The organism is Paenibacillus sp. UNC451MF (assembly GCF_000686845.1).
In the GTDB taxonomy this organism is placed as follows: Bacteria; Bacillota; Bacilli; order Paenibacillales; family NBRC-103111; genus Paenibacillus_S.
This window is the reverse complement of sequence record NZ_JMLS01000032.1, coordinates 36,282-52,831: the sequence shown is the minus strand read 5'-3', so window position 1 is coordinate 52,831 and position 16,550 is coordinate 36,282. Positions and strand designations below refer to the sequence as shown.

Below are 16,550 nucleotides of genomic sequence, written 5' to 3'. Positions count from 1 at the left end.
TTTGAGAAAAATAGTCGTCAGATGCTCGTGCTAAATGAAGGAGGCCGTCATGCTGGGATCGAGAAGCAAAAACAAACAAGCCGATAAGGCCAAAAGTCAGAAGCTGCAAAACTTCGATTATCAGTTTATCGACGAGCTTAAATCGATGCCTGTTTTTGTATCAATGGAGGAAAACAAAAACTATTTGAACGAGCTGTTTAAGGACTGCTCGGATTTTGTTATAAGAGAATTCCAGATCGAGCACAGTTCCAGAGCGATCCTGTTTTTTATAGACGGCATGGTCAATACGGAGTTTGCGAATGAAGCGATGAAGGCGCTCATGATACTGGAGGGTGAGGAGCAGCAGATCGATCGCATTCTCGAGATGACCTTGCCGGTTTCGCAGATTCAGAAATCCACGGAATACGGAACCCTTTTGATGTCGGTGCTGGGCGGCGATGCCGGACTCATCGTGGATGGAAATAAAGAAGCACTTATGATGGGCATACGCGGCATGGAGAAGCGGTCCATACAGGAACCGGAAACAGAATCCGTTATCCGTGGCCCTCGCGAAGGCTTTGTCGAGAATTTGCGTACCAATACGTCGATGATCCGCAGAAAGCTCAAGACGCCGAGACTCAAAATGGCGCCAATGACTCTCGGGCGTGAAAGCAATACGAGCATTGTAGTTACTTATATGGAGGATATAGCTGATCCTAACTTAGTGGAAGAGGTATTATGCCGCCTCGAGAAGATCGATATCGATGCAGTAATGGAAACCGGATATTTGGAAGAATTCATTCAAGATTCCGCTTATTCGCCTTTCCCTCAAGTGCAATACACAGAACGGCCGGACGTGGTCGCCTCCGCCCTGCTTCAAGGGCGTGTAGGAATTATCGTCGATGGAACCCCCTTCGTGCTGGTCGTTCCGTTCGTATTTGCAGAGGCGCTGCACTCGACTGAGGATTATTACGAACGTTTCCAGATTATGACATTGATTCGTTGGCTTCGGTATTCTCTGCTTATTTTGTCGTTGCTGACCCCTGGCTTATATGTGGCCTTCACCACCTTTCACCAGGATCTCCTGCCGACGTCGCTGCTGCTCTCTGTTGCCGCTTCAAGGGAGGCTATTCCATTCCCTGCCGTGGTGGAGGCGTTCATCTTGGAGGCGACGTTCGAGGCACTGCGGGAAGCTGGCATTCGACTGCCTAAAACCATCGGTTCCGCCGTCAGTATTCTGGGGGCCCTTGTCATCGGGCAAGCGGCTGTCCAAGCGGGTATTGTGTCCGCTCCAATGGTTATTGTCGTTTCCTTGACAGGGATCGCTTCCTTCACCATTCCTCGTTTCAATGCAGCGATTGCGGTTCGGATTTTGCGCTTTCCTATCATGTTCGTCGCAGCGGTATTCGGTTTGTTTGGCATACTCATCTGCGTCATGCTCATTCTGGGTCATATGGCTAATTTACGTTCCTTCGGAGTTCCTTATCTTTCTCCTTACGGCCCCCTTTCTGCTAACGATCTGAAGGACGTTATGATTCGGCCTCCTTGGTGGTCTATGAAAAACCGCCCTGCCTACATGTCGGTGAAGGATTCTATCCGGATGGGGGATGAGGCGAGTAATGAAATCAAGGAGCAAGGCGGACAACGCGGGATGCACATCGAGCACAAAGACAAAAACAAAGGGGACGTTCAATAATGAGAAGGCATTGCGTTCTCTACCTTTTTCTGATTCTCTCACTGCTCCTGCTTCCGGGGTGCTGGGATAGAACAGAAATCAATGACGTGGCTTTTGTCGTATCGTCCGCTATTGATCTTGATCCAGACGGTAAGATCCGGATTACAGTCATGGTTCCTCTTCCAGGGCAAATGGGTGGAGCTACGGGGGGCGGTGGCGGTACAGGCGGTGAGAAGAGCTATTACCTAGACTCTGAAGCAGGCAACACATTCCGGGATGCCCAAGCCAAGCTGCAGGAAAGAATGTCGCGCCGCATGTTTTTCGGCCATCGCAGAACGCTGATCATCAGTGAGGAAATAGCTAAGAAGGGCATTCGGGATTTTTTCGATTCGTCCCCGCGTAACTCGGAGAATCGGATGTCCTCCTATCTTATCGCCACCAAAGGCAAAGCGTACGATCTGCTGCAGGCCACCCCCAAATTCGAGCGCTTTCCTTCCGAGGTGATACGGGAGTTGGCCAAAGCCGGTAGTGTCATTAGCTTGAACATGAAAGATGTCGGTGTAGCCTTAAATGCTCCCGGCAGCGATCCCGTTATGGTCTATATGGTGACTAAAGACTCTGAAAAAGGCGAAAAAAAGTCCAAAGAAATTGAGGTTCGCGGCTACGCCCAATTCCGGGGAGATAAAATGATTGGCACATTGGAAGACGAAGAATCGCAAGGCTTCTCCTGGCTCCGGAACGAGTCGATCAAGACGATGGTTTCCATATCGAACGGGCCCGAACAAGGAGGGGTTGGGTTGCGTGTACATGAGATTAGCACGAAAATTCGCCCTTCCATCCAAAACCAGAAGCTTCATTTCAATATTCAAACAGAGGCTAAAGCCGTTCTTCAAGAGGACGAGAAGCAACTTGACCTCAGTGAGCCCCACAATGTGGAGAAAATAGAAAAATTACTGAACGAATATATGAAGAATGCAATGAACAAAGTCATTGAGAAATGCAAAAAAAATCGGGTGGATTCCGCTCAGTTCGGCACCTACGTATGGAGAAGCTTCCCTGATGCTTGGAAGAAGGAGTATGCGAAGGAATGGCCGCAAGCTATGAAGGATGCCGAGTTCAGCATTACCATCAACAGCAAGCTTATCGAGACCGGGTTAATCTACCAAAACGTGACGAAGGAGAGTGACGATAAATGAATTCAATTTTCATGGTCTTCCTGCTTATCATCATGGTGATTACCTTCCTATTTGATCTTCGCAAGCTGAGAAGCCAAAAAAAACCGCTTCGCGGATTGTATTACTGCATTTTTGCAGTCACCTTTGCCATTTACTTGTCTACGTTAATGGGAATAAAGATTCCCATGCCAACAGGATTTTTCATCCATAAAGTATCACCTTGGGTGTATTCAATAGTACAACGATGAATCATTACTTATGAAACCAAAGCAGGTGAAGGAATGGATTCAAAGCAGATTATTAACTACCGGCAAATGGCTTGGCTTATCGCTTCGCTGCTAACCGGTGGAGGACTTGTCAGCATTCAGCATGATCTCGTGCGAGTCGCACGCATGGATGCCTGGTTCACTTATATTGTACCGACCCTATATGTGGCCATCGTCGCGTACGTTTTTTACAAGCTCTCACAGCGTTTTCCCGGCAAAAACATTTTTGAAATCAACAAAATCATTATGGGGAAAGCCATCGGCCTGCTCTTTAACCTGATTATCATCTTTCACTTCTGGCTGATGTTGATTCGTGACGTTCGGTCGTTCTGTAAATTCATGGGAACGATTCTTCTACCCAATACACCGGAAGAAATTGTCTTGTTCATCCTCGTCCTGCTCATCATGTACTTCGGTCGGACAAGTATCGAAGTCATAGCGCGGGTAAACGACATTTTCTTTCCCAACTTTGCCTTAACGATATTGCTTATGCCTTTAATGCTGTCCAATGAATTGGACAAATCGTTGATCGAACCCATACTGGCGGGTGATACGATTAAAGTATTCTACGGCAACATGCTGTCGCTTGGTTGGTACGGGGATATTTTCATTGCAGGTGCGTTCCTTCATACGATAAGTCAAATCAAACAGGTACGGTCGGCACTCCGTCATGGTGCTATTTTGTCATCGCTGCTTCTTGGCATTTTCCTGCTGATGGAAGTGCTGGTGTTCGGTCCTGTCATAACGGGAAATCTTATTTATCCGAACTATAATTTGGTCCAGCAAATACATATTACCGACTTTCTGGATCGGATGGACCTGCTGATTCTAAGTATTTGGGCGCCGATTCTGTTCTGCAAGGATATTCTTATCTACCTCGCTCTCCTGACAGGTATCGCGAGTTTTGTGAAGCAAAGAGATTACAGTACCATCAATACGCCGATCGGCTTTTTTGTATTGTTAACAGCCCTACTGGCTTTTAAAAATACAACCGAGGTGTTCAGCTTCGGAAATTACAGCTCTTCGGTCATCACTCTAGCATACCAGCCATTGATGCTCTTGCTGCTGCTCATTTTTGCGCGGAGGTTCCCGATCCCCAACACGGGTCAAAACGGCGCCTCAAGACAACCGTCGCCAGCCAATCAGGGCAACGGGGGCTCGGACCCACCTGATAATAACGCCTCTAACAATGATGGCAGGCAACAAGCACCTAGTCCGGGCAACCGCCCATCGAAAGGATCCCATGGTCCCTCGTACCATTTATGGTCACGGTTGAGCAACATTCTACTGTTGATTAGCTTGATTTCCGTAGGGCTTGGTCTGTGGGGAAGCGAGTATTATGCAGCTATTGGTATCGGTTGCGGTATCGTCTATGGGCTGTCGATGATCCTGGCCGTGATCAGCTCTTATATGGAACTGGTCCAAGCAAGACAGCAGCGGACTTAAAGGAGGGCGGTTCAGCGTTCTGTTGTATCAATTCCGATCACTTTGTTCATAGGAATGAGGATGCTGAGGTCCTCCTCCTCGTCTTCTCTGGATACGAGAATCTCGATAAAATCCGTTCCATTGCGGACTAAAACAGCCTTAAAGCTCCCTCCGTAAGTCGTAAGGATCGTGACGGATTCTCCTTGAATACGTGATGGAGTCTTGCCATTGGTATTCAGCAGAACAATTTCCTGAAGGGTCGGCGGCACATAATGCTGTCCGTTCACTCGAATAAATCGTTTGCCTACTTTTTGCAGTACGCCTGGATCTCCGAAGTAGCCTTCGGCCTGAAGAGCAACATCGGATTTCAGATGCAGGCTAAGACGATCCATAAGATTCATCCGGCTCGTTTTCAAAAAGGACAAAGCGAATTCCTCCTCGATGGTTGCATAGTTTCTACCAATGTATGCCACTGGGATTCGCAACATACCGAAAGGAGTTACCATGAGGTTCAAGTGGTTTCAAAACAAGCTGACGTTCGTCATCATTCCGGAGGCGAATGAAAGTGTTATGCGAGTAAAAATTTCCCGAGCGGTCGTATACGCCGCTTTGCTTGCTGTACTCCTACTAACGGGAACCGCCGTGTACGTGTATGTCATTCATTTTCATACCGTAGTTGCTACCCAAATGACGGAGTCCAAGCAGCAGGCGCATAGGAGCCGTTTGGAGCAGGATTTAACGAGTAAAAACAAAACGATCGAGCAGCTGCAAAATGAAATTTTCCAGCTTTCCAAGCAAGCAGTTGAAGTACGCACGAAAGTAGAGGAAATGAAGCAGTTAGAAAATGAGCTGAAGAAGCTCACCCCTGCGAACAATACTCTCTCTATGGGATCTGCCAAGGAAACGGTGGCCCCCCTAGCTGAAGGCGGTATGGGAGGACCGGCCCATCCCGTAACGACCCAACAGATGCGAGTGCTCGTGAAGCAAACCCATGAGAGTTATTCCTCTCTACAGCAGGAATTGACCGAGCTGCAAAACCAATGGGTCCAATCTAAGCAGACGCTGCTGGAGAAACGGGAGCTCGCCTTGCGAACACCGGGTCTTTGGCCTACCAGCTCACGCACCGTGACTTCCCCGTTCGGGTACCGCAAGGATCCTATAACGACTAAGCTGAGCTTTCACCGCGGCATCGATATCGCCGGCAAAATGAATGACCCTGTGCTCGCCGCCGCCAAGGGCACTGCGATAACCGTAGGCTTTGACAAGTTTCACGGACATCATATCGTACTGGAGCATGGAGGCGGGCTTCGAACCTGGTACATGCATTTGAACGAATCGCTTGTGCAGCAGGGAGATGCAGTGGAAAGAGGACAGCAGATTGGGAAGCTCGGTTCTACCGGCCGAAGCACAGGACCTCACTTGCATTACGAAATATTGCAAAACGGCAAAAGCACCGATCCTAAGCCGTTTCTGCCTGATTTATAAAATTTTCACTATACCAAGGAGGAGTTTATCTGATGGCCATGCTGAACAAAGCAAAGCCGCAGCGTCGTTCTGCGGGAACCGATACTTTAATCGGAGAAGGAACATTATGGGAAGGTAGCTGTACCTCGGAGGCTGATATACGTATTGAAGGCGAGGTCGTGGGGGATTTACGAATTTCCGGTGAGGTTGTCATCGGGGAAAAGGGTATCGTACGTTCTGAAATCACAGCTAAGGATGTTACCATAGCGGGAAGAATGGAAGGAACCGTGAAAGCGGATGGAGTTGTCAGAATTACGGCAACCGGAAAGCTATTCGGAACCGTGCAGGCCGGTTCTTTAATCATCGAAAAGGGTGCTGTCTTTCAAGGAAACAGCCATATGATCGAAGGAACGGATGATAGGATTTTCCCATGTGCCGTGGTATAATGGAGCATACTAGCGGCTGAGCTGATTATTGAACGGATGCCGCGGGGCTCAAGCCTTCAACGGATTGAACCTCAAATGACCTTATTTATTGACGCGGAAAATGGAGACCTTCTATGAACAAACAAACGATCCTTTTCGATATGGATGATACACTGCTTTACTGCAACAAGTTTTTCGACCTGGTGGTCGAGCAGTTTGCCGATTTAATGGAAATGTGGTTCCATACGTACCACATCCCAATGGATGAAATCAAAAAGAAACAGGCTGACATCGATCTGCAGCGTGTAGAACAATCCGGTTTCGCACCCGATCACTTTCCCCAGTCGTTTATTGATACCTATGAGTTCTACTCTGACTTGACGGGAAGATTGAAGAGCGAGGAAGAGCTCCTGCAGCTGATGGAGCTGGGCCGTTCCGTATACGGGCATGACATAGAGCCCTACCCTTTCATGTATGAAACGTTAACCAAGCTAACGGAGGAAGGACACGAGCTCCATCTGTACACTGGCGGAGAACCGCAGGTTCAAATGCGCAAAGTGACGGAAGCAGGGTTAGAGCGATTTTTCGCTGACCGGATTCATATTACCCGGCACAAAACAGCTGAATATTTGGAATCGATCATTCTTAATAACCAGCTCGACCGCAAAGTCACCTGGATGATCGGCAATTCGCTGCGTACGGACATCACCCCTGCATTGAAAAATGGTATTCATGCCATCTTCATGCCTGCTCTTCAGGAATGGGCATTCAACAACGTAGAGATCAACACGGAACCGCAAGGTGCTTTCCTTACTCTGTCCTCTCTCTCGGAAATTCCCGAAGCCATCCGTCGTTATACGGAAGAAGCGGCAACCGGCTGAGCTCGCCTCACGGGTGAGGCGAGTCCGGCAATAAAATCGACGTCAGCGTCCGCTTCGTTCGATTCGGTGCAGGATTGTTAGCCATCACTTCCGCAATGGCCTCTCCCAGCTTGCGGATCAGCTCCTGCACCTCTTCATCGGATGCAAAAAAACCGGCCTGTCGATAGGTGACGAGGTCTTTTTGCAAATCAATGAAATCCCTCTGCAAATAAGTTCCGAAATCGCCAAGCAGCATCGCAATAAAATGCATGAAATACTGCATATGCTCCTCTTTGGTCGCATGAAGCAAATCTTCCTTCGTCAAGCTGGCCCCCTGCTCGGCAAGAGCAAAAACCCGCTCCGTCGTTCCCCGAATTTGATGCTCTTCAACGACCTTCAGCAAGCCCGAATCCTGAAGGATCTTCATGTGTCGATACAAAGTCGCCTGAGGAATGTCCGTCAGCCGTTCTCCCAGCTGTTGAATCGTTAACTGCCGTCCGACTAAGGCTTGGATTATTTTCATCCGGACAGGATGCAGCAGCAGATCGGCCTTCGACTTGCCTGTTGACTGTGGGTTCATGGTGTCTGCCTCCATTATTATCATTATTTAAAATGATAATATGTGCTTGGACCCAAGTCAACCGAGCTCCACAACTCCCTCCCTTTCATGATTCGGTAAGGCCCAGCACTTTGATAGCTCTTCGCTTGGATAGATTATACTCCGTCCAGGAGTCCTGTCCGTCGTTCTGCAATCGTTCTTTCATTACCTGCAGCACTTCGGTCGTCTCTTGTAGTTCAGGGTATTTTCGTTGGAGCTCCAACAAATACGGTACAACCTCAAAGCTGAGCGAGCCCAAGTAGTCAACGTCGATGTTACCCGTCGTTTCATATCGCTGCAAATTATTGGACGCTACAACAGTTTCCACCTGGATGTAATTTAACACGAGATAGGCTGCCATTGCCGCAACAGCATAAGGCTGAAGCAGCCGAAAGCGGTCGTTCCATAGCTTATATAGAGCAATAGCGAACAGCAGAACCAGAAACAGCATGAAGGCGTGGACAAGCACCCTTGTCACAGTGTAACCGTAAGCCAGTTCATACAGGGATAGCCGGAAAAAGGCTGAGCACAGCATAACTCCCGTGCATCCTATCAGCATGGCTAGCAGTATGCGAAGAAAGCGATCCATCGAACGGCTGGAACGATCTACCGTATGAAGGGTGATCATCAACAGTGTAAAATTGATGACGGTGACAATAACCAGTTCTGCGAAGCCGCGTCGCGCATATTCTGCGTACGTGACCCCGTCCGGAAGCACAGCCGAGCCACCGGCAAAGAAGTAGGAAAACTGCACCACGGCAAACAATACGTACACCGCATTGAGCATAATTAATATTGTTGTCATGATCGTTGCATCGATTCGCAATGGCTTGGAGTACGGTTTAGGATAGCCTGGATCCCATTCCTCCCCTTTTCCAGCGGGCAATGGGAGCTGTTCGTTAGGGATATTCTTAGGCTTCGGATACAGCAGCCCCCAAATGTAAGTGAACAGCGCTATGGTCATAACGACTATCCATCCTGTTTGGAACACTACAGACCCTAGTTGAATATCGGCAAACAAGGTAGGTAATTTGGACAGCGTCCGGTCAAACATCGTGTCTGCCGAGGCGAGCAGTGCGCCAACCAGCAGCAGGAGTGGAAGCGATACGGCTACACCGGCCATCACCTTCCAAACTTGCTGAGAAACCTTCAATTTTATTTTCGAGGATAGGACGCGAGCTACCGAACGTACCGGCAAAGGAACATAACGAATACTATGCACGAATATTTGGTCAAGAGCAGCCCAAATGATGCCCCATTCGAAACGCCGGGTATCTTTTCTCCGTATCGCCCATGTCGTGTGTACTATAACAAGACACGGAATCACCAATGTATTAAGCACCATGAAAAGTGTATTGGTAAAGGTTGCGTACGTAAGTGACAGCAGACCGATCGGCAGCAAAAGCAGGAGGCTTTGGAGCCTCCACTCCTGACGCTCTTTTACTGACCAATAAAAATATAAGTAAAAGCATAAGGTAAACAACGGATACGATAGTCCCCATTCTTTATTGTAAAAGAGCAGGTAATGGATAATGCCGCATACCAGCGCACCCGCCAACATCCTCATTTCCTGTTTATGCAGTGGATGGTTCGTCGTCATAGTTTTTCGACAGCCTCCGAATAATAGGATTTCATATTTTAGTGAAACCAATGCTCGAGTGACTGAGCCCTCTCGCCGACATAGCTGATGAAGGAAGAGGCTTTCGACCGAAGTGCTTTCAATTCGTTATCCCTCAGCTCCAAATAGACCGTTAAGTTCGAGATAAGCAGGCACATCTGGAGCAGCCCGTGATATCTATCGGGCACGGTCTCCAGCGCTTTGGCTACAACGTCCTGCTCGGATTCAAGCCAGTGCGCCTTATCCACTTCGACTGTCAATGAGGGGTTCCTCTGCTGCTCCAGTTCCACATTTAAGCTTGCCAGTCCTGCGTAAAATAGAACAATTCTTGCTGTTTCTGCTATCGTTTCATGCTCAATGGCAAGCTGTGATTCCTTAATAAACTGCTCTGTCCAATGCATTTGTAATAGATGGCTCTCAGCCAACGGATTCAACATACTCACTATGTAACCTCCTTATGAAAGCTGTTTAATGGGCGACGGCTTTCTTTTTTTATTGTAGGCTGTAAAATAGGAATAAAAAGCGCAAGTTTGCAATTGGAAATTTCCTATTTTTGATTCCAATAAACGGTTATGCTTTATATAAGATGAAATGGGTTTGCTTCGCAAACTCGGCTCATGCTTTCGAAGTAAGTTTGCTTCGCAAACTTTAAAGAGGTGAAACAATGAAACTAGCCAGTCACTATATACGATTACGCGAAAAGCTACCGCACGTAGCCGAGCAGCAAGAGCAGGACATCCTGCTTGATGACATTGCCGCCATCCTGGACTGCACGCACCGCAACGCAGCCATTATTCTCAAAAAAATGAACAGCCAGGGTTGGCTTCAGTGGCTCCCCAAACGAGGAAGGGGCAACCGCTCCACCCTACTGTTCCTAACGCCTACGGAGGACGTCATCCTGCTGCTCGCCAAAGAGCTCGTGGAACGGAAAGATCTTCACGGCGCATTGGAGCAAATGAACGTCTCTTCGATTCCGGACTCGCTGAAAGATCATTTTCACAGCTGGCTTAACGGCCACTTTGGGTACAGCAGCGAGGTGCGCGACAGCAAGCGGTTCGACACGCTCCGCTTCCCGCTCACCCAGCCTGTCCAATCGCTGGACCCGGCATTTACAAATTTTTCGACGGAAGGGCATCTGATCAACCAATTATTCGATAGCCTCGTCCGCTATAATCGGCTTACCCAAACGATAGAGCCGCACTTGGCCCATGCCTGGGAATCGAGCGCCGACCGTTCGGCCTGGACCTTCTATTTGCGCAAGGGCGTAATGTTCCATCATGGTAAAGAGCTGTCCGCCGAAGACATTCGCTTTACGCTGGAACGGTTGAAGCACTCTGAGGCCCGCTCCTTATACCGCTGGGTGTACCGGCAAATCGAGCGGATCGATATAATCGATCCTTTGACTCTAACCGTTTATTTGAAGGAACCTAATGAGCTGTTCCTACAATTTATGAGCACGAATCGCGCTTCCATCATCCCTACGGATGCTTACATGGGCTATGAAACCGAAAACCAAGGAAAAGAAGCGTTTGCGCGCGCTCCCATAGGCACCGGCCCTTTCAAGCTGACTTATCTCGATGATTCGATGTGCGTGCTGGATGCGTTCCCAACCTATTTTCAAGGACGAGCCCATCTGGACCGTGTCGAGCTGTGGCATGTTCCGGATATGCAGCAGCAGGATCGGTATCGGACGCTGGAGAGCTTTCAAATTATCCATAATTACAGGCTGCCTGATGAGGCTGAGAGCCCCTGGCATCAAGTCCAGCAGCAGGGAACGACCTGCAAATTCGTCACGTTCAACCTGCTCAAGCAAGGTCCGCTCAAGGACCCGGCGATTCGGGAGGCAGTCTACGCTGCGCTGGATCAGCGCAAGCTGCTGGAGCTGCTCGATGGTGACGCTCTCTACGCCGCAGACAGCTTTATCCGGCACACTGCCATCAATCCTCCTATGTCCGATCTCGCACATGTGCGCAGTCTCATTAAGCAGTCGGGCTACACGGGAGAGCGACTTACCCTGTGTACGATCACACATTACGAACGGGACGCGCTGCTCGTCCAAACGCTGCTGAGAGAGGCAGGCTTGGCTGTAGAGCTATCGTTACTGCCCGTGGAAGAATTCAAGGGTGAGCGCCGACTTCAGGCGGATATGCTCCTCTTCTCGATTATGCTCGATAACGATACGGAGCTAAGGCTCATCGATTTGTACAAAAGCATGCAGAACCATCTGGAACCCGCGTGCAAGGCAGCTGTTGATCAATTCATTGCAGCAGCGCTGCGGGAGCCTCACCGTGAAGGGCGAGCAGGCCTTTTACAAAGCATTGAAAGACGGCTGCGTGATGAGCATGTACTGCAATGGCTGTATTTTAAACGACTCAAGACGATCTATCATTCATCCGTCAAAGGAATATCGCTAGACTCCCTGGACTGGGTGCAGTTCAAAAACATATGGTATAAGCCGTAAGTGAAGTCTTTCTAACTAATGTATAGCAAAAGGAACGGCTTGTTCCCCCATTCCATTTTGGCCTAACTGCGAATCCTCTACAAAGAACAATTACAGTGCGTTTTGTAGAGGATTATGTTGAATTTACCTATTGAACGTTCGTTAAAACGAAAAATTTTCAGGTTACCGAGTTGATTTTGTTGAACAATGAGGTATACTTGTATTGAATATTCGTTATAGAGAACGAATGCTAAGTTGGTATTACGCCAAAATGAGAATGGGGAGGCATCCGCCAATGTGTGGTATTGTCGGGTATATCGGCAGCCGGGATTCACAGCCGATTTTGTTGGAAGGATTAAAGAAATTGGAGTACAGAGGTTATGATTCAGCCGGACTAGCGGTACATACTTCGGAAGGACTTCATATTCGCAAAACGAAAGGAAGAATTCAAGAGCTGGAGTCCCGCCTTGAGGATCAGCCGCTAATTGGCTTTGCGGGCATCGGTCATACTCGTTGGGCCACGCATGGCAAGCCTTCAGACGTCAATTCGCACCCCCACGCCGACAACCGTATGAAAATATCCGTTGTGCATAATGGCATTATTGAAAATCATCAGCAGTTAAAAGAAGAGCTTGAAGAGCTCGGACATGTGTTTTTGTCGGAAACAGATACAGAGGTCATCAGTCATCTCATCGCTCAATACTATAAAGACGATCTGGTTCATGCGGTTCAGCAGGCGGTAGCCCGCATTCGTGGAGCCTACGCCATCGTCGTATTATCCGAGCACGAGCCGGATAAGCTGATTGCCGTCCGTTGGGCCAGCCCGTTAATTATCGGGGTCGGTGAAGGCGAGAATTTCATCGGCTCGGATATTCCGGCTATTCTAGAATATACAAGAGACGTCTATATTCTCGGAGACGGCGAGATGGCAGTCATCTCCCGGGATACTGTAGAGTTGATGACCCTCGAAGGAAACTTTATCGCCAAGCAGTTGTTCCGAATCGACTGGGACATTATGATGGCTGAAAAAGGCGGCTATGACCATTTCATGCTCAAGGAAATTTATGAGCAGCCCCGTGCGTATCGAGATACCATGCGAAGCCGAATTGAAGAAACCGGCCACAGCGTCGTTTTACCAGAAGTGAAGATCACTCCGGAGCGGTTGAAGCAGATCAATCACATTCACATGGTTGCTTGCGGAACGGCGTATCACGCAGCTCTAGTCGGCAAAGCCGTCATTGAGCGTCTGACCCGCATTCCCGTCGAGGTCGACGTAGCTTCCGAATATCGCTATCGGCAGCCCGTGATCCGGGACAACACGTTGGTTATCGTGGTCAGTCAATCAGGCGAGACGGCCGATACACTAGCCGCGATGAGGGAGGCGAAGCAGTGCGGAGCTCAAGTGCTGGCGATTACGAATGTCGTCGGAAGCTCCGTCGCGAGGGAGGCCGACCATGTTATTTTCACATGGGCAGGACCGGAAATTGCCGTGGCATCGACAAAAGCCTACACTTCTCAACTCATCGCCTTCTACTTGCTGACTCTGTATATTGCTCAAAGCATGAACGTAGTGGACGTCCAAGAACGCACCAAACTACTGGATATGATGAAGCAGCTGCCCGAGCAGGTGGAAGCCATGCTGGGGCAAATCGATCCCATCATGCAAATAGCCGGACGCATCGCTGCTTACGAGGATTTGTATTTTATCGGGCGCGGACTCGACGCCATGGTGGCGCAGGAAGCCTCGCTGAAGCTGAAGGAAATATCCTATATTCATTCGGAGGCTTATCCTGCTGGGGAGCTAAAGCACGGATCTTTGGCTTTGATCGAAGAAGGCACGCCGGTCATTGCTATCGCCACGCAAGAAGCCTTGCTGGAAAAAACAATCAGCAACATGAAGGAAGTTAAAGCACGCGGAGCCCATGTCATCGCTGTCGCGATGGAAGGAAACACTGACATCGCCAAATCAGCCGATGAAGTTCTTTACATTCCCCGAACCCATGCGCTGCTGACGCCTGCGTTGTCGGTCATTCCGCTGCAGCTGCTTGCTTACTACGCTGCTTTGACCCGTGGAAACGACGTGGACAAGCCTAGAAATTTGGCCAAAAGTGTAACCGTGGAATAATTGGGTCCTCTACTCGCCGTTTTGTAGTAAAAAGAAATAAAGTTTAAAGAAAGCCATCCTGCAGAGGATGGCTTTAGTCTGTCGAAAAGCCTGTTTCTTCGAGAAATTTGCTATAGGGTAGGTGGGGTATGCTTCGGAGGAGCTAAAGCGTCCGCCATTGTTATTGGGAAGTTCCCGCTGTAAAGCGAATAAATTAAAAATTTCCCAATTTCGCTTGCACCTTACGTAACGTAAGGTTTTATAATAAAGCTACCGGTACATAGCTAGCACTCAAGATTGGAGATGATGAATGAAGAGACATTGGAAGGTCGGGGACCTCGCCAGGATGACGGGGCTTACCGTACGAACCTTACGTTATTACGATCAAATCGGCTTGTTTTCCCCGTCCGACCAGACGGAGTCCGGACACAGGCTGTACAGTGAGATGGACTTGTCACGCTTGCAACAGATTTTATCACTTAAGGAGCTGGGCTTATCTCTCGAGGAGGTTAAATCAGCCTTAACTGACGGGCAAATCAGTCCGCTTGAAATCGTCAACCTGCAGAAAGGACGAATCAAAGAGCAGATCAGATTGCAGCAGAAGCTATTTGAGCAGCTCGAACATGTATCCAAGCTTATGCAGGGAAAGGCGCAATTAACTTTTGAAGATTTCACAAGTCTCCTTCAAGCTATGAAAATACGGTTTGATAAGCCCGTCATTGAGCGGCAAACGAGTTGGGAGCGACATTTGGACCTGCTAGGAGACTTTCTTGCAGAGGAAAGAGAAACGCCGAAACCTAAGGAGGAAAATTAATGATTGAACGATTCGTCAAGCATGCAACCTTCATCGTCGAGCGGACTTATGCGGCTCCGCCTGAGCGGGTTTATAACGCCTGGGCCGACCCGATTGCCAAAGGCAAGTGGTTTTCGAAGCCAGACATCTTCGAATTTCGGATTGGCGGACGAGAGTACAGCAGCGGCGGTCCGCCTGAAGGGCCGATCTTTACCTTCGACGCCAGCTACCAGGAGCTCGTTCCTGAGCAGCGCATTGTGTATACTTACACCTTGGATTCGGACGATATCCGTATCTCTGTCTCGATCACAACGGTCGAGCTTATCGAGGTGGATGGCGGCACGAAGCTGATTTTCACGGAGCAAGGCGCTTTCTTTGACGGACACGATACGCCGGAAGTACGGGAACATGGTACAAACATCATGCTGGATGCCCTTGGCAAGCTATTAGAAGGGGAGATCTAAGTATGAAAATAGGTGAGAATGAAATTATTTCCTCACGCGTGTTCGATGTTTCGCGGGAGCTTGTGTTCCGAGCCTGGACAACCCCCGACTTGTTAGCCCAATGGTGGGGACCGCAGGGTTTCACGAATACGTTTCACGAGTTCGATCTAAGGCCGGGCGGTACGTGGCGGTTCACCATGCACGGACCGAATGGCGTGGATTATCCCAACTATAGTGTCTTTGTTGAGATCGTGCCGATGGAGCGGATCGTGCTTGATCATCTATCCGGTCATGAGTTTAGAGTAACGGCTACCTTCGAAGACGTGGAAGACCGCACCAAAGTTACTTTTCGTCAGCTTTTCAAGAAAACAGAGGAATTCGAGCAAGTCAAGGCATATTGCATTGAAGGTAATGAACAGAACTTCGACCGGCTTGGCAAGCTATTAGCGGGATTGGCCTCCTAGGTCGCTAATCGAACTGCGATGGAGATATAGTCAAAAGATCAAAGGGCACAACATATTTTATATGTATGCCCTTTTTGCTATTGGTCAGCAACCTCGACTTGTTAATCAAAATCATACTCTATCAACAAAAAATAAAATTTTTCCATAGTGTTTCATAAAAATTTTATAATCAGCATTTCCTTTCAAGACTATTATGGTTGGATAAGCATTTATTTTACGTTGTTTTAATGCGGCAAATAACTCTTTTTGTACTATGGAATAAAATTTGCCTTCTTCATACTTAATAATAAGTGGTGGGAGGGCAGCTGCATTGAAATTAGATTCATCTACATGATTTCCCCCTATATTCATTCCATCACTCTGAATTAGACGCAATGGAAACTTAACAACTCCAAAATATATAGGATCTTCTTTCATTAAATCATGTAAAATTGGAGTATCTTTTCTGGTAAATAGAAGATAGCACTGAATCCATTCTTCAAACATACCGACATTAGCATATTGTACAGCTGACATTAAAGTTGGTGTATACGTTAAATTCTTATCCTTTTTCTTTGAATAAATGATTTTCTTAATGGAATCTAAGGATAAAAAATACTCGTCTGCAAGTTCTGAAACCGTCATCCCATGGGCGTACTTATTGCAAATCATCAGGTTACGCCTCTTCAGTTTATTCCTGTAACCCGACGTTTCGCCCCAAGCTTTTTTATCGTCTCCAGATGGAATGTAAAGAAGCTTTCCTGCCGCGTATTTTTGTATTTCTTTCAATAGTTCCTCTGGTAATACATCACTTGCATTTTCATATTTCATAACATCACCAT

17 protein-coding genes are annotated in these 16,550 nt (G+C 48.2%); 12 read left to right on the top strand and 5 right to left on the bottom strand.

The genetic code is table 11. The features are described 5' to 3' along the window. Positions 1-49 precede the first annotated feature (49 nt). The 4 genes from BP97_RS0126800 to BP97_RS0126785 are packed head-to-tail and all read left to right on the top strand — an operon-like array spanning position 50 to position 4,541. Positions 50-1,675 (top strand): spore germination protein, encoded by a 1,626-nt coding sequence (locus BP97_RS0126800; RefSeq protein ID WP_028551867.1) that lies wholly within the window; start codon positions 50-52, stop codon positions 1,673-1,675. Then, entirely contained in the window at positions 1,675-2,850 is a 1,176-nt protein-coding gene (locus BP97_RS0126795; protein ID WP_028551866.1) for a Ger(x)C family spore germination protein, read from the top strand. The genes BP97_RS0126800 and BP97_RS0126795 overlap by 1 nt, the downstream gene beginning before the upstream one ends. Then, positions 2,847-3,077, top strand: a complete 231-nt coding sequence (locus BP97_RS0126790) for a hypothetical protein (protein ID WP_028551865.1) — start codon at positions 2,847-2,849, stop codon at positions 3,075-3,077. Before BP97_RS0126795 ends, BP97_RS0126790 begins: the two co-directional genes overlap by 4 nt. Positions 3,078-3,110: 33 nt before the next feature. Next, positions 3,111-4,541, top strand: coding sequence for a GerAB/ArcD/ProY family transporter (locus tag BP97_RS0126785; protein ID WP_028551864.1), 1,431 nt, complete (start codon positions 3,111-3,113; stop codon positions 4,539-4,541). A gap of 11 nt (positions 4,542-4,552) precedes the next feature. Here BP97_RS0126785 and BP97_RS0126780 read toward each other — a convergent pair whose 3' ends face one another. After that, complete coding sequence (locus tag BP97_RS0126780) at positions 4,553-4,945, bottom strand: hypothetical protein (RefSeq protein ID WP_028551863.1); 393 nt, start codon at positions 4,943-4,945, stop codon at positions 4,553-4,555. A 79-nt stretch (positions 4,946-5,024) separates the two neighbouring features. Between BP97_RS0126780 and BP97_RS0126775 the strand changes: the two genes are divergently transcribed. The 3 genes from BP97_RS0126775 to BP97_RS0126765 all read left to right on the top strand — a co-directional run bounded on the left by BP97_RS0126775 (position 5,025) and on the right by BP97_RS0126765 (position 7,290). Then, on the top strand, positions 5,025-6,005 hold the full coding sequence (locus BP97_RS0126775) for a M23 family metallopeptidase (protein WP_028551862.1): 981 nt from the start codon (positions 5,025-5,027) through the stop codon (positions 6,003-6,005). 32 nt (positions 6,006-6,037) lie between these two features. Beyond that, the gene (locus tag BP97_RS37590) at positions 6,038-6,430 is read left to right on the top strand and encodes a bactofilin family protein (protein ID WP_051621002.1); all 393 of its coding nucleotides are present in this window, start codon (positions 6,038-6,040) and stop codon (positions 6,428-6,430) included. Positions 6,431-6,543: 113 nt separating this feature from the next. After that, entirely contained in the window at positions 6,544-7,290 is a 747-nt protein-coding gene (locus BP97_RS0126765; RefSeq protein ID WP_028551861.1) for an HAD family hydrolase, read from the top strand. A gap of 7 nt (positions 7,291-7,297) precedes the next feature. On the opposite strand, the gene BP97_RS0126760 is transcribed toward BP97_RS0126765, so the two are convergent. The 3 genes from BP97_RS0126760 to BP97_RS0126750 form a co-directional block, all read right to left on the bottom strand. Continuing rightward, the gene (locus tag BP97_RS0126760; RefSeq protein ID WP_028551860.1) at positions 7,298-7,849 is read right to left on the bottom strand and encodes a helix-turn-helix domain-containing protein; all 552 of its coding nucleotides are present in this window, start codon (positions 7,847-7,849) and stop codon (positions 7,298-7,300) included. A gap of 85 nt (positions 7,850-7,934) precedes the next feature. Continuing rightward, the gene (locus BP97_RS0126755; protein ID WP_028551859.1) at positions 7,935-9,467 is read right to left on the bottom strand and encodes a DUF4153 domain-containing protein; all 1,533 of its coding nucleotides are present in this window, start codon (positions 9,465-9,467) and stop codon (positions 7,935-7,937) included. A 38-nt stretch (positions 9,468-9,505) separates the two neighbouring features. Further along, positions 9,506-9,928 carry a hypothetical protein gene (locus tag BP97_RS0126750; protein ID WP_156043344.1) on the bottom strand — a complete coding sequence of 141 codons (423 nt, stop codon included), beginning with the start codon at positions 9,926-9,928 and terminating at the stop codon, positions 9,506-9,508. 221 nt (positions 9,929-10,149) lie between these two features. On the opposite strand from BP97_RS0126750, the gene BP97_RS0126745 reads away from it, so the two are divergent. From BP97_RS0126745 to BP97_RS0126725, 5 genes are all read left to right on the top strand, one after another. After that, a complete protein-coding gene (locus BP97_RS0126745; RefSeq protein WP_028551857.1) occupies positions 10,150-11,946 on the top strand; it encodes an ABC transporter substrate-binding protein in 1,797 nt (598 codons plus the stop codon). 274 nt (positions 11,947-12,220) lie between these two features. Continuing rightward, positions 12,221-14,050 carry a glutamine--fructose-6-phosphate transaminase (isomerizing) gene (gene glmS, locus BP97_RS0126740; RefSeq protein WP_028551856.1) on the top strand — a complete coding sequence of 610 codons (1,830 nt, stop codon included), beginning with the start codon at positions 12,221-12,223 and terminating at the stop codon, positions 14,048-14,050. A 289-nt stretch (positions 14,051-14,339) separates the two neighbouring features. Beyond that, positions 14,340-14,843: a MerR family transcriptional regulator gene (locus BP97_RS0126735; protein ID WP_028551855.1), complete on the top strand. Its 504-nt coding sequence runs from the start codon at positions 14,340-14,342 to the stop codon at positions 14,841-14,843. Beyond that, positions 14,843-15,286 carry an SRPBCC family protein gene (locus BP97_RS0126730; RefSeq protein ID WP_028551854.1) on the top strand — a complete coding sequence of 148 codons (444 nt, stop codon included), beginning with the start codon at positions 14,843-14,845 and terminating at the stop codon, positions 15,284-15,286. Before BP97_RS0126735 ends, BP97_RS0126730 begins: the two co-directional genes overlap by 1 nt. Before the next feature lie 2 nt (positions 15,287-15,288). Then, a complete protein-coding gene (locus BP97_RS0126725; protein ID WP_028551853.1) occupies positions 15,289-15,729 on the top strand; it encodes an SRPBCC family protein in 441 nt (146 codons plus the stop codon). Between the two features lie 111 nt (positions 15,730-15,840). On the opposite strand, the gene BP97_RS41630 is transcribed toward BP97_RS0126725, so the two are convergent. Continuing rightward, a complete protein-coding gene (locus BP97_RS41630; RefSeq protein WP_064745744.1) occupies positions 15,841-16,539 on the bottom strand; it encodes a CD3324 family protein in 699 nt (232 codons plus the stop codon). Between the last annotated feature and the right edge of the window lie 11 nt (positions 16,540-16,550).

Bases quoted from the DNA above. Each gene is read 5' to 3' on its own strand.
- glmS (WP_028551856.1), top strand. From the start codon at position 12,221: ATGTGTGGTATTGTCGGGTATATCGGCAGCCGGGATTCACAGCCGATT.
- BP97_RS0126735 (WP_028551855.1), top strand. From the start codon at position 14,340: ATGAAGAGACATTGGAAGGTCGGGGACCTCGCCAGGATGACGGGGCTT.
- BP97_RS37590 (WP_051621002.1), top strand. From the start codon at position 6,038: ATGGCCATGCTGAACAAAGCAAAGCCGCAGCGTCGTTCTGCGGGAACC.
- BP97_RS0126755 (WP_028551859.1), bottom strand. From the start codon at position 9,467: ATGACGACGAACCATCCACTGCATAAACAGGAAATGAGGATGTTGGCG.
- BP97_RS0126725 (WP_028551853.1), top strand. From the start codon at position 15,289: ATGAAAATAGGTGAGAATGAAATTATTTCCTCACGCGTGTTCGATGTT.
- BP97_RS0126760 (WP_028551860.1), bottom strand. From the start codon at position 7,849: ATGAACCCACAGTCAACAGGCAAGTCGAAGGCCGATCTGCTGCTGCAT.
- BP97_RS0126785 (WP_028551864.1), top strand. From the start codon at position 3,111: ATGGATTCAAAGCAGATTATTAACTACCGGCAAATGGCTTGGCTTATC.
- BP97_RS0126790 (WP_028551865.1), top strand. From the start codon at position 2,847: ATGAATTCAATTTTCATGGTCTTCCTGCTTATCATCATGGTGATTACC.
- BP97_RS0126800 (WP_028551867.1), top strand. From the start codon at position 50: ATGCTGGGATCGAGAAGCAAAAACAAACAAGCCGATAAGGCCAAAAGT.
- BP97_RS0126775 (WP_028551862.1), top strand. From the start codon at position 5,025: ATGAGGTTCAAGTGGTTTCAAAACAAGCTGACGTTCGTCATCATTCCG.
- BP97_RS0126745 (WP_028551857.1), top strand. From the start codon at position 10,150: ATGAAACTAGCCAGTCACTATATACGATTACGCGAAAAGCTACCGCAC.
- BP97_RS0126795 (WP_028551866.1), top strand. From the start codon at position 1,675: ATGAGAAGGCATTGCGTTCTCTACCTTTTTCTGATTCTCTCACTGCTC.
- BP97_RS0126765 (WP_028551861.1), top strand. From the start codon at position 6,544: ATGAACAAACAAACGATCCTTTTCGATATGGATGATACACTGCTTTAC.
- BP97_RS41630 (WP_064745744.1), bottom strand. From the start codon at position 16,539: ATGAAATATGAAAATGCAAGTGATGTATTACCAGAGGAACTATTGAAA.
- BP97_RS0126730 (WP_028551854.1), top strand. From the start codon at position 14,843: ATGATTGAACGATTCGTCAAGCATGCAACCTTCATCGTCGAGCGGACT.